Consider the following 12,342-nt stretch of genomic DNA (forward strand, 5'->3'; position numbering starts at 1 on the left):
CTCCCTACTCCCCTTACGATGCGCCTAAACAGACGAAAGCGCGATGCCCGGACGGCTGGTCCGCCTGAGCATCGGCCAATGCCACTGCCGGCTTCTTCCCAGCCGCCAGGCCGGCGTGCAGCCGGGTCATCGCAGTTTCGGTGCCGCCGTCCGGCACCGGGGTGACCGGCGCGATCAGCGTCCGGGTGCCGCGGATCAGGCAGGCAGCGGCGAAGCCGAGCAGCGCCTCGCCGGGACGCGACACCGGGCGTCCGCTGTCGCAACTGGCCAAGATCAGGGTGGACGGGAGCCGGGCGATGGTGTCGAGGTGGTGCACCACCAGCGGTCCGTCCGACATGGTCAGCTCGGAGAACTGAGGGTTGTCGGGACGCAGCCAGCCGTGGGCAGCGAGGTGTGCCAGGTCGGCGTCGGCGAGTGCGTCGAGCACCCGCTGAACGCCGGCGTCCGGGTCGAGCAGCGGGGTGACCCGGTAGCCGGCGGCGACCGCCTCGGCTTCACGGCGGGCTCCGGGAAGTCCGGGGCCTGCGGCCACCAGCACCCGTCCGGACGCCGCCGCGGCGGTGTCCGCGCGGCGCCACTGTCGCACCGACGAGGCGACGATCAGCGGGCGTCCGGTCAGCGCGGGCAGTTCATGCCAGGGCACCTGGTGCAGGAAGGCCGGCGGGATCAGCACCAGTTCGCGTCCGCCGAGTTCGGGCAGCGGGGTGATCAAGGCGGCCTGGACGCCGGCGGCTGCGGCGTCCAACAGTCGATGCAGCGAGTGGCCGAACCGGCCGTGGTCGACGCCCTCGGCGGCGAGGCGATGCATGGCGAAGCTCAGCCGGTCGACGGCCGACCGGAGCGGCTGCTCGGCGCCCAGGTGATGCAGCCGGGTCCGGCCGGCGACCCGGGTCAGGGCGTGCAGGCGTTGGTCGCGGGCGAACCAGGTGATCAGCGCGGCGTCGCCCAGACCGGCGTCCACCTCGGACATCCGCACCGGACGCACCAGTTCGCCGGCACCGCGCGCGGTGCGGCTGCGGTCCCTGATCCGGGCGGCGAGCGTGGTCCGTTCCCGCTGTCCGCCGGCGGCCCGGTAGCGGCGCAGCAACTCGGCGAGTTCCGGGTCGGTGGGCGGACGGACGGCGTCCCGGACCAGGACGGTGGCGCGGGCCCGCTCGACCGCGTCGAAGACCTCAGCCGGACGTCCGCGGGACAACGCCAGGTCGACGCCGAGCCCGGCCAGCTCCAACCGATGCCGGGCCATCCCGGCGCGCAGTTCGTCGGCACCGACACCGATCAGGTGGTCGTCCAGAATGGCCAGGCCCCGGCGGACGGCGCGGCGCGCCCGATCCGGACGATCGGCGTCCAGCAAGGCCTGCGCATACCAACCGCGGGCCCGAACCAAAGCCGGCCCCTTGCTCCGATGGGCTGCGGCTGCCCCGAGCGCCTCAGTACGGTGCGGTGCAGGCGCCAAGGACGCCACCAGCAGCCACGCCTCGATCGCCTGTGCCACCCACCCGGCGGCGACCAAGGTCTCAGCCAATCCGGCAACGCTGCGCCAGCGCGGCGTCCGACCTATTCGCAAAGCGGACCCAGCCATGGCCAGCCGTGCCGACGCCGCCCACACCGGACGTTGTTCCGCCCGGAATCCGCGAAGCGCTCTGGCCGCCTCGACGTATGCGGTCGCCGGATCGTCCAATTGATCGGCAGCGCTCGCCAACAGCAACCGCAGTTCCGACATGCGCAGTGTGCGGCCCTCGCTGATGGACTGCTCCAACGCCTGGGCCAGATCGGCGAACGCCTCGTCGGCGAGACCGACACCGATCAACAGGCTCCCGCGGTCTGCCAGCACGCTGCCGAGCTGGGAGCCCTCCTGCCGCAACAACCGCAACGCGCGTCGGTACTGGATGAGGGCCTCGGGCACGTCACCGGCGACGCTGGCGGCATATCCGAGATTGGCGGCGATCGTGCCGGCGGCAGCCGGGTGTCCGGCGGCAGCGATGGCGTCCGCTTCGAGAAGATCCACGAATGCTCTGCCGGTATCGAGGGTGTCGATTCTGGTGATGGCCCGGTTGATCAGTGCTCGCTGCAGGCCGAGAGCGTCCCCGAGTTCGCGAAGCCCAGAGATGGCGGCGTCGAAGTCGGCCAGCGCAGCATCGAAGTCGCCCAGCTCCCGCTGGATCAGCGCCCTGGTCCCCCAAGCCCGCGCGCGAGGCACCGGAGCGGCAGCCAGGTCATCGAGGGCTGCATCGACCGTGTTCAGCGCCCGCCTCACCTTGCCCGAGATGAGCAGACAGTGAGCGAGCTTCAGCCTGGCCTCGCCGACCAGCACGCGCTCCCCGGAGCGCTGCGCCAATCGGACGGAAGTCTGCAACACCCCGACCGCTTCATCGAGGGAGCCCCCCGAGATCAAACCGTGGCCCAGTGCGCGGTGCGCGATCGATTGCGCGGCCGGGTCAGCGGTCGCCAGTCGCGCGACCGTTCGGCGCGCCTGCGGAACCGCGGCCGCCCCCTTCTGGTCAACCGCGCGCACCGCCTTCTCGGCCACCGTTCGGGCAGCAGTCACGGGAACATTTTCATAGTCGCATGCATCAAGCGCCAGAGATCGGCATCCTCCGGTCGGATCGGCTCACAGGGTCTGTCCACACACCGTCCATTGGGGCGAGAATGTCCCCACGCCAGGAAGGCACGCCATGAACGATCCATCACCGGCAACCGACTCCGTCAGGTTGGTCGTCGAGACCCTGCACCGTGACCTTGTCATCGAGACTCTTTCCGATCTTTCGCTGGTCTGCGTTGACCCTAAGGACGGTCTCGCCGGCGAAGACCTCGAGCAATCCGAGCATGGTGCGGAACTGGGCCTCACTCGCCTGACGGTCAAGCGGGAGAACGCCTTGATCGGAGATACGGACCGGCTCCTCCTCGAACTCCGCCGGCGCATCGCCGCCAGGTTCGGTGGCTGGGTACCTGCGCTCGGCAAGGACCGCGAGTCGCCGGCCGCCGCCATGGGCGGTACCCGGATCGCGATGGCGATCGGCTTCAAGGATCTTCCTAGAGAGGAGGCTCCGACCGAGCCGCCACACGCCGATGTGCTGTCCGCCCAGAAGTCAGGGACGCCGATCAGCCTCCATCCGGGCGTCCGGCTGCTCCCTCCCCGCAACGCTGCCGCCCCCGTTCGCATCGGCCTCATCGACGTGAAGCAGCCGGACAGCTTGACAGGCTTCAAGTCGTCGACCGCGGTTCGCGCCGGCCACTCCGTTTTCACGCAGGACCTCATCAAGCGAACCGCACCCGCGGCGGAGGTCGAGTTACGGGGCGTCCTCGCGGTAGACGACGAGGGCAGCACGACGTGGGGGATCGCGACAGCCATGGTCGATCTCGCCGTGAGCTGGAAGGCCGACATCATCGTGATGCCGTTGGGCGGTTTCACCGCCGACGGGCAGGCACCTCTGCTGTATTCGCGCGCAATGGCACGAGTCCGCGAACACAGCATGGTCATCGCCGCCGGTGGCAACCATGTCGTGCGTGAGGGCTGGGCAAGCGGGGTGACCGATACCTCCCCGGTGTGGCCCGCCGCCCTGCCCGAGGTGATCGCTGTGGGTGGCGCCGGCTTGCCTCTCGCCCTCAACGGACAGCTCCCATGGGTGGATGTCATGACATCGACTTCTTCCTTCACCGCGGCGTTCCTCGAGGGAACGCTCCGTCAACCGGATGGCTCGGATGAGAAGTTCAGCGGCTATGCGACGGGCACCGGCACGTCATTCTGTGCCGCCTACGCCGCCGGCGCCGTCGCCGCGCGGATGGGCCAGGGGATGTCCGCCGGCGAGGCCTGGGATTCGCTGATCGCCGAAAGGTCCTGATCGTCATGACCACCGAGCCGGTCGTTGATCTGGTCGCCGCCGTCCGCGGCGGCGACCAGGACGCCTGGAATCGGCTGGTCGAACGATTCGCACCGCTGGTGGGTTCGGTGTGCGCGAAGTTCTCTCTCGATCCGCACGATCGTCAAGACGTCGCGGCCGGCGTCTGGCTACGGCTGTTGGAACATCTGCACACGTTGCGCGAGCCGGCGGCGCTGCCGGGCTGGATCGCCACGACGGCCCGCAACGAATGTCTGGCGCTGCTGCGCGCGCGGCGCCGGACATTTCCCACCGACTTCGATCGCGATCTTCCCGACGATCTACCGGAGGCGGGCACGGATCTGATCGCCGAGTTGCGCCGGCAGGCGTTGCGGGAGGCGTGGGCGGGACTTTCCGAACGTTGCCGGGAGCTGCTCGGCATGCTGTTCGGCGACCCACCCGTCCCCTATGCGGACGTGGCCGCCCGGCTCGGCGTCCAGATCGGCACCATCGGCCCGACCCGGATCCGCTGCCTCGCCACGTTGCGTCAGCAGCCGGCGCTGGCTTCGTGGGGAGGTGCGTGATGGATCCCGATGAGGTACTGCTCGGCGAACTTGCCGAGGCGTTGGCTGAGGCGTCCGGAGCGGACGATGTGGCGGCGGTCGGCCGGAGCCTGTGGAGTTGGCACGATCCGGACGCCCAACTGGCCGATCTGGTGTCGGACCCGGCGGTCGAGCCGCTGGCCGGCGTCCGATCCACCGGGGACGCGCGGCTGCTGCGCTTCACCGCGGAGGGCGTCGGCATCGACCTCGAGCTTCTCGACGGCCACCTGCGCGGACTCGTGGTATCACCGGCCCCCCGGACGCTGGCGCTGCACGACGCCACCGGCACCATCGTCGCCGACACCGAGCTGGACGCGTCCGGCTGGTTCGACCTGGCCGTGCCGGCCGGATTGGGACGCGGAACGCTGGTCCGGTTGGGTCTCAGCGACAACGCCGGCAACCAGACCTGGACGGCCTGGTTCCGGCTGTAGTCGCACGCTTCACGCTGCCTTTGGTTTCCCGCGCTGGCGGGGCGTGGTGAGCATGGTGGTGCCGTTGTTGGTGCGTAGGTAATGGTGGCCGTTGGGTGAGGTCCAGAGGTATTCGCTGAGGCCGATCATTTCGTATCGCCAGCCGGTGTGTGTTTTCAGCAGGTGGTGCAGTCGGCATAGGCAGGCGAGATTGTCGGTGGCGGTGTCGCCGCCGGAATCGTAGGGTGTGATGTGATCGGCGTCATGACTGTAGTTACCGGTTCTGGATTGCCGGATTGGGTGGGCTATGCGGGTGCAATGCGGGAAGACGCAGGTGCGGTCGCGTAACGCGATCTGCTCGCGCACGATGTCGGTGGGTTGATAACTGTGGGTGGTGCGGGTGCGGTTGAGGTCGATGACGGGCCGGATAGTGATGGTTCCGGCGGTCTTGCACCAGCGGCGGATCTGGTCCACGGTGACGAGTTGGCTGGTGGTGCCGACCTCGGCCAATCCGCCGCAGTCGTGGGTGAGTTGGGTGGCGTCGAGGTGGAGGTAGATCATCACCGGACGCCCGGCGCGCTGAAACAGTCCTTGTCCAGTGACCGGTGCGCCGATAGCGGCGGCACCGGTCGACGGCACCACCGGTCGGGCGGGCGTGTTGTCGCGGCGAGCGTCCGCCGAACCGGGCTGCGGTGACGCAAAGTCAGGACATGTTCTGGTCTGCCTTCCGGTCCGTGCGGCGTCGATCGCGTCGTCCAGCGAGCCCGGCTCGTCCGACACCTCTATGCCCGCGGCGGTCTCCCCGTCCGCAGCGGCGGACTCGTCGTTCGAGGTTGTGTCGACAGGATCGCCGTCCGGGTCCTTGTCGGCGCGGTCCCGGCCGATACGGTCGCTGACCGAGCCCTGGCCGGCACCCTTCCCATCGGCAGAATCACGGCCTGTCCCCTCCAACCCCTTGTCGGAGTCGCTTTCAGGCCTGTCGCTACGGGTGTCGGGGTCCATGGCCGAGCCTGTGGTGGGTAGTTCGGGTTGTCCGAGGGCCCGGCGGGCCATGATGCCTAACGCGTGTGCCCGGCGAGCATCCAGATCCGTCTTCCCGTCCTCGTCGGTGGCGAGGTCGGCGGCGATCAGCCGCAGTGCGGCGTCCAAATCGAGTGCGTCGGGGGTGTCCAGGCAGCCATCAAGCCAGCTGCGTCCGTCCGGACTGTCGGTGTCGGCACCGATCCGCACCCACCGCCGCTGCACCGGGTCGGTGAGCGTGTCGGGTTCGAACCTGGCCTGGGCCAGCAGGGCGAGTCGTTTGATCGTCCGCACACCCAACTTGTCCCCCAACAGTGAGGCTTGGGCGTCGACCCAGGCGACTGCTGTATCGCCCAGGTGGTGGACGGTTTGGGCGAGCAGCCGCGCTTTCCAGGCCGGCAGCCGCAAACCGAGCATCTGGTGCCAGCAGCGCGGCAGCCGGTCATGCAGTTCGACAGCATCCCCGATCAACTGCCGACCCGCATTGGTGGAGACACCGTGGGTGGCGGCGAACTCGGCGATCGCCGCCACCGCCACACCAGTCGCTTCATCGATCAGGGAGTCCACGACTTTGTCGTACGGCTGCTCAGCGATTCCTGGATACAGACCGGCCCAGATCACTGCTAATTCCATCCGGCGTGCCGACATGGCTCGTTCTGTGTGGTCGCAGGCGGATAATTCGGCCAACACCGCTGCCGGTGTCACCTGTTCTATCGCCTGGATTACCATACCGACAAGCTACCCGACCCCACCGACAAAAACACCACCAGCGGCATAACTGACAACACCCTGACAACACCTACGGAAACGTAACCGAAAGTGCCCAAAAGAACCGTCCCCACGGTCACTTTCGCGGGACGTTACAGCGACATCACCCAGATGCCGAGAGTGGCGGCGAGCAGACCGGCGACCAGTCCCCCGCCCGCGTGTACGGCGGCGGCGACCGGACGTCCGGCCCGCACCAGGCGGACGCCTTCGACGCTGGCGGTGCTGAAGGTGGTGTAGCCGCCCATGAAGCCGGTGCCGGCGATCGCCGCCCATTCTGGCGCCCCGGCGTGGAACAGCACGTAGCCGGTGATCAGCCCGAGCAGTCCGGAGCCGAGCGTGTTGATGGTCAGCGTGCCCAACGGCATCCGCAACGAATGCAGCCGGGCGATCGCGGCGTCCATCTGGAATCGAGCGACCGCACCCAAGCCTCCGGCCAAGGCCACGAACAGCGCGATCATCGCGACCACCTCGTCGCCACCCACATGCCGGCGAACGCACCGGCCAACCCCAGCACCACGCTGCCCAGCGCATACCCGGCTCCGACGGCGATGGCGCCGCCCCCCAGGCCGAGCAGCCGGACGGTCTCCACCGCGAACGAGCTGTAGGTGGTGTAGCCGCCCATCACTCCGGTGCCCAGGCCGAGCCGCAGCAGACGGCGGACGCCGACGTCCAGACGGCGCCGGCTGAGCGTCTCCAGCAGCAGTCCGAGCAGGAACGACCCGCTGACATTGATCAGGAACGTGGCCCACGGCCAGCCGCCCGGTTGCGCCGGGAACGCGAATTCCAGGGCGGCCCGGATCGCGGTGCCGATCGCTCCCCCGACCAGCACGACCGTCGAGGACATGCCACGAAACGGTTTCAGGCCCACGGCATCGGCGCCTTCCAGTCGACCACCGAGAGCGGGACGGCGAGCACCGGCCGGTGCTGATGCTGGGCCAGTTTCAGGGCCAGCGCTCCACCGAAGAACTCATGGACCTTGGCGCCGTGCTCAGGCGCCCGATTGCCGACCACGAGCACCGCGGCATCCACGGCCCGCGCCAGGTGGGTCAGCGCCCGATCCGGGCGTCCGGCCAAGTAGCGGAACTGCCAGGCCAGCCCCGAGCCCGCCAGCAGGCGGTCCACCTCGGCCTTCAGTTCAGCTTCGACCAGATGCCACGAATCGTCCGCGGCGTCCGGGTTGATGTCGCTGTGTTGCACCGTGCCGTCCGGGAACTCCCGCTCGGTGAAGCGCTGTTCGTCCACGTATGCGAAGTACAACTCGCCACCGGTCGCCCGTGCCAGCGCGGCCGCGGTCAGCACCACCAACGGGTCATTGACTCGTCGGACCCCCACCACGAGCGCCCCGCCTCCGAACGGTGTCATCCGATCCTGGCTGGGCTGCGGAACCTGATGGAGCATGCCGGTCTCCTTTCGTCATGCTCACGTTAGTCCTGGCAGAGCACCGACGTACGACGCGATCGATGAGCGTCGCCAGGTCGGCGAAAGGCTCAATAGAAACCTGGCAGATTGTTAGATAGAAAGTCGGCACACTGTTAAATTGAGCCATGACCTACCGGCGCCGCATCGTCGATGACCTGCTCGACGAGCTCTTCCCGCACCTGGCGGCGATCTCGCTGGAGGGCGCCAAGGGTGTCGGCAAGACGGCCACCGCGAGCCAGCGGGCGACGACCGTCCTCGACTTGGCGGAACCGGGGCTGCGGCTCAGCATCGCCGCCAACTGGGGCTATGTCGCCGAGGTTCCGCCGCCGGTCCTGATCGACGAGTGGCAGCTGGAGCCCTCGGTGTGGGACCGAGTTAGGCAAGCCGTCGACGAAGACAGCACCGGTGGACGGTTCCTGCTGGCCGGTTCAGCCGGTGTGGCACCGGGGGTCCGGATCCACTCGGGCGCGGGCCGGATCGTCAGCCTGCCGATGCGCCCGCTGTCGTTCGCGGAGCGCGGCGTCGGCGACCCCAGCATCTCGCTGCGGGCTCTGCTGAACGGTGAGCGACCCTCGATCAGCGGCGCATCGGAAGTCAAGCTCCCGCACTATGTCGATGAGATCCTCCGATCCGGCTTTCCCGGGATCCGCGAACTTCCCGAACGCGCCCGTGGCATGCAACTCGACGGCTACCTGGCCCGGATCGTGGAGCGCGAACTCCCCGAGAACGGCGTGACCGTACGTCGTCCGGCCGCCTTGCGGGAATGGCTGGCCGCCTATGGCGCGGCGACCGCGACCGATGCCTCCTACAGTCGCATTCTTGACGCCGCGACTCCCGGCGAAAGCGACAAGCCATCTCGGCAAACCGTGTCCGGCTACCGGGAACACCTCACCCGGATCTTCGTCCTCGATCCCATCCCGGCATGGATTCCGTCGTTCTCTCCACTCAATCGGCTCACCCACTCCCCCAAGCACCACCTTGTCGACCCGGCCCTCGCCGCACGCCTGGTCGGTGTCAGCAAGGATGCGTTGCTACGTGGCGAGGGCGGAGGGCTCATCGCGCGCCCCGACACGAACACGTGGCTCGGCGCGCTCTTCGAGTCTCTGGTCGCCCAGTCGGTTCGGGTATACGCCCAGGCCTGCGAGGCCCAGGTCGGCCACCTGCGTACCCGCGACAACACCCGTGAGATCGACCTGATCGTCGAGGCGTCCGACCGCCGACTGATCGCCATCGAGATCAAGCTCAGCGGATCCGTGAGCGACAAGGACGTCCGCCACCTGAACTGGCTGCGGGAGAAACTCGGGGACCGGGTGATCGAGCGAGTCGTCCTTCATGCCGGCCCGTACGCGTACCGTCGACCCGACGGCGTCGCGGTCATCCCGCTCGCACTGCTGGCGCCGTAGGGTGAACCGGTGCGGATCGACCTGGAGTCCTTGACGGCCTTCGATGGGCATCTGGCGTCCGGCGCGTCGCTGGCTGGGGTGTTCGTCCAGTCGATCGATCTGACCGGACGCTCCGCCGCCCTGCGTTCGACCGATGTCACCGGTGCGCTCTTTCTCGGTTGCGCGTTGCGGCCCGCGGACGCCTCGCACCTGTCGCGGCATGGTGCGCTGGTGTTTCCGAGGTTCCCTGACCTGCCGTTCGATCCGTACCGGCCCGAGCTGTACACCGCCGACGAGCTGTACCGAGGTTTGGCGGACGGCTACCCCGCGACCGCCGACGCCGCGATCTTCGCCTGGCAGTCGGAGCAGCTCCGTCCCGGCGGGCTGGACGCCGACCTGGCCGCCGCGCTCCACGACCATTCGATCACCGAGGCGTTGCAGCAGCAGTTGGACGGCATCGACGTCCGCCGGATCGTCGGCATCATGGGCGGCCACGCCCAGCATCGCGGCTCGGGTCCTTACCGGGCCAGCGCCGAACTGGCCCACCTGCTGGCCGATTCCGGTTACCTGGTGATCTCCGGCGGCGGTCCGGGCGCGATGGAGGCGGCCAACCTGGGCGCTGCTTTCGAGGGTCCGGACGCCGACCTGCAGACCGCGATCGACGAGCTGGCGGCCGCGGCGTCCTGGTCGGTCGATGTCACCGCGTGGGCCCGTTCGGCGCAAGCGATCATCGCCCGCCACGGTTGCGGGCGGCTGTCGCTCGGCGTCCCGACCTGGTTCTATGGGCACGAGCCGCCCAACCTGTTCGCCACCCGGATCGCCAAATTCTTCACCAACGCGCTGCGCGAAGACGTGCTGTTGCGGGTCTGCCGCGGCGGCCTGATCTACCTTCCGGGCGCCGCCGGCACGGTGCAGGAGGTGTTCCAGGCGGTCACCCCGAACTTCTACGCCGCCGACACCGAGCCGGTCACACCGCTGGTGCTGGTCGGCTCCGAATACTGGACGGACGCCGTCCCGGTCTGGCCGCTGCTGCATACCCTGGCCGCCGGACGCCGGATGGCGGACGCGATCCGGCTGGTCGACTCCACCGACGGAGTCCTCGCGGCGCTCAGGGCAGCCCCGACCGCCGAGCCGCCATCAGCGACCGGCTGAACCAGTCGGCGAACCGGCGCTGGCCCTGCGCCCCTTGTGCACCGAGGGTTCCGACGCGCTGCTCCGCGACGCTCTGCACCACCGTGTAGGCGAGCAGCCCGTCCGGGCCGTGCCGGTTCCCGGTGCCCGAATCGCCCCGCGCCCCCATGGTGGCGCCGACCGCACCCCACGAGGACGCCGAGCTCTCATTGATGCTGACGGTGCCGGTGCGCAGCTGGGGCGCCAGTGCCCGCGCCGCCGTCCGGTCGCCGCTGACGATGGTGGCGTGCAAGCCGTAGTCGGTGTCGTTGATCAGCCGCACCGCGGCGTCGTCGGACTCCACCCGGTACACCGACACCACCGGACCGAACGTCTCGGCGTCCCGCACCTCCATGGCGGCGCTGATCCCCTCCAGCACGGTCGGTTCGTACACCCACGGCCCGATGTCGGGCCGGTGCCGTCCGCCGGCGAGCACCGTCGCGCCGCGCCGACGGGCGTCCTCGACGTGCTCGCTGACCCGACGCAACTGGTCCGGACCGAGCAGCGACCCCATGTCGTAGCCGTATTCGAGGCCGACGCCGAGCCGCATGCCGGCGATCGCGGCCAGGAAGAGCCGCAGGAACTCCTCGGCGATGTCGCGATGCAGCACCAGGCGTTCGGTGTGCACGCAGTACTGACCGGCGATGGTGAACACGCTGCGCCGGGCGATGTCGACCGCGCGGGCCAGCGGGGCGTCCGGGCGCACGTAGAGGGCGTTCTTGCCGCCCAGCTCCAGCGAGCAGCCAATCAGCCGTTCGGCGGCGATGGCCGCCACCAGGCGTCCGGTACGTGTCGATCCGGTGTAACTGACGTAGTCAGCGCACCGGACGACGGCCTCCCCCACCGGATCGCCGTCGCCGACCACCACCTGCAACACGCCGGACGGCAGCCCCGCGGCGACCAATTGTCGCAACCCCCACAGCACGCACAGCGAGGTGCGCGGATCGGGCCGCACCACCACCACGTTGCCGGCCAGCAGGGCCGCGATCGAGTCGCCCAGCGACAGCGCGAACGGACAATTCCACGGGGTGACGATGCCGACCACCCCGCGGGGCAGCCGGGTCTGGGTCGCGGACGCCAGCATCGGCAGCACTCCGCGACGCCGGCGCGGCGCAAGCAGATCGGCCGCGGTGCGGGCGTAATAGCGCGCCACGTTCGCCACCTCGGCGACCTCTTCGAAGGCGTCCGCCCTGGTCTTCCCGGTCTCCAGCTGGATCAGGTCGAGGACCTCGTCGCGGCCGGCCAGCAGCCGATCGTGGAAGCCGAGGATGATCGCAGCCCGCCGCCTTGGGCCGAGTTCGCGCCACTGCCGGGCCGCCGACCGGGCAGCCAGCACGGCACCGGAAACGTCGGCCCGTGACGAGTGCGGAATCTGGGCCAGCGGACGCCCGGAAAGCGGACTGACGACGGTGCGCCGGGGAGCGTCGGACGCCGACACCACCAGCGCGGTCAACGCCGCGACCCGTGCCGAGGGGAGAACGAACTCCTTCTCGGTTACCGTCGCACGCATGGCTCAGGGTAGCCGCGGCTCCGGACGGCCAGCTAGACGGCGTCCGCAGTCACCAGTCGGATCAGTCGATTGCTGAATGCGGCGACCGCAGCGATGGTGATCAGGGCGCCGAGCAGCATCGCGGTGGGCTCGCCCGACTCCAGCACTCCCATGGTCTTGCCGAGCGCCGCAGCGCCGACCGGGACGCCGAGTTGGGCTGCGGTGGACAAGCGCCCGCAACAGCCCGTTGCGCAATCCGCCGATCAT

General features: G+C 69.3%; 12 protein-coding genes. 5 read left to right on the forward strand and 7 right to left on the reverse strand.

The features are described 5' to 3' along the window. Positions 1-13: 13 nt before the first annotated feature. Positions 14-2,545 carry a CHAT domain-containing protein gene (locus QM619_RS14775; protein ID WP_415110301.1) on the reverse strand — a complete coding sequence of 844 codons (2,532 nt, stop codon included), beginning with the start codon at positions 2,543-2,545 and terminating at the stop codon, positions 14-16. 127 nt (positions 2,546-2,672) lie between these two features. On the opposite strand from QM619_RS14775, the gene QM619_RS14780 reads away from it, so the two are divergent. The 3 genes from QM619_RS14780 to QM619_RS14790 are packed head-to-tail and all read left to right on the forward strand — an operon-like array spanning position 2,673 to position 4,848. Continuing rightward, complete coding sequence (locus QM619_RS14780) at positions 2,673-3,839, forward strand: S8 family serine peptidase (protein WP_415110304.1); 1,167 nt, start codon at positions 2,673-2,675, stop codon at positions 3,837-3,839. A gap of 5 nt (positions 3,840-3,844) precedes the next feature. Then, the gene (locus QM619_RS14785; protein WP_415110307.1) at positions 3,845-4,399 is read left to right on the forward strand and encodes an RNA polymerase sigma factor; all 555 of its coding nucleotides are present in this window, start codon (positions 3,845-3,847) and stop codon (positions 4,397-4,399) included. Continuing rightward, complete coding sequence (locus tag QM619_RS14790; protein WP_415110310.1) at positions 4,399-4,848, forward strand: hypothetical protein; 450 nt, start codon at positions 4,399-4,401, stop codon at positions 4,846-4,848. Before QM619_RS14785 ends, QM619_RS14790 begins: the two co-directional genes overlap by 1 nt. 9 nt (positions 4,849-4,857) lie before the next feature. Here QM619_RS14790 and QM619_RS14795 read toward each other — a convergent pair whose 3' ends face one another. The 4 genes from QM619_RS14795 to QM619_RS14810 form a co-directional block, all read right to left on the reverse strand. Next, positions 4,858-6,414, reverse strand: coding sequence for a hypothetical protein (locus QM619_RS14795; protein ID WP_415110313.1), 1,557 nt, complete (start codon positions 6,412-6,414; stop codon positions 4,858-4,860). Positions 6,415-6,707: 293 nt separating this feature from the next. After that, positions 6,708-7,073 carry a fluoride efflux transporter FluC gene (locus QM619_RS14800; RefSeq protein ID WP_415110315.1) on the reverse strand — a complete coding sequence of 122 codons (366 nt, stop codon included), beginning with the start codon at positions 7,071-7,073 and terminating at the stop codon, positions 6,708-6,710. After that, positions 7,070-7,459, reverse strand: coding sequence for a fluoride efflux transporter FluC (locus tag QM619_RS14805; RefSeq protein ID WP_415110317.1), 390 nt, complete (start codon positions 7,457-7,459; stop codon positions 7,070-7,072). Before QM619_RS14805 ends, QM619_RS14800 begins: the two co-directional genes overlap by 4 nt. A 14-nt stretch (positions 7,460-7,473) precedes the next feature. After that, on the reverse strand, positions 7,474-8,013 hold the full coding sequence (locus QM619_RS14810) for a universal stress protein (protein ID WP_415110320.1): 540 nt from the start codon (positions 8,011-8,013) through the stop codon (positions 7,474-7,476). 146 nt (positions 8,014-8,159) lie between these two features. On the opposite strand from QM619_RS14810, the gene QM619_RS14815 reads away from it, so the two are divergent. Together QM619_RS14815 and QM619_RS14820 are read left to right on the forward strand one after the other, a co-directional pair. Beyond that, on the forward strand, positions 8,160-9,437 hold the full coding sequence (locus QM619_RS14815) for an ATP-binding protein (RefSeq protein WP_415110323.1): 1,278 nt from the start codon (positions 8,160-8,162) through the stop codon (positions 9,435-9,437). A 9-nt stretch (positions 9,438-9,446) separates the two neighbouring features. After that, on the forward strand, positions 9,447-10,568 hold the full coding sequence (locus tag QM619_RS14820; RefSeq protein WP_415110326.1) for an LOG family protein: 1,122 nt from the start codon (positions 9,447-9,449) through the stop codon (positions 10,566-10,568). Here QM619_RS14820 and QM619_RS14825 read toward each other — a convergent pair. Both QM619_RS14825 and QM619_RS14830 read right to left on the reverse strand, forming a co-directional pair. After that, positions 10,525-12,096: a succinic semialdehyde dehydrogenase gene (locus QM619_RS14825; RefSeq protein WP_415110329.1), complete on the reverse strand. Its 1,572-nt coding sequence runs from the start codon at positions 12,094-12,096 to the stop codon at positions 10,525-10,527. The genes QM619_RS14820 and QM619_RS14825 overlap by 44 nt on opposite strands. A 32-nt stretch (positions 12,097-12,128) precedes the next feature. Beyond that, positions 12,129-12,305 (reverse strand): hypothetical protein, encoded by a 177-nt coding sequence (locus QM619_RS14830; RefSeq protein WP_415110331.1) that lies wholly within the window; start codon positions 12,303-12,305, stop codon positions 12,129-12,131. Positions 12,306-12,342: the final 37 nt, after the last annotated feature.

Source organism: Micropruina sp. (assembly GCF_047606665.1).
Taxonomy (GTDB): domain Bacteria; phylum Actinomycetota; class Actinomycetes; order Propionibacteriales; family Propionibacteriaceae; genus Micropruina.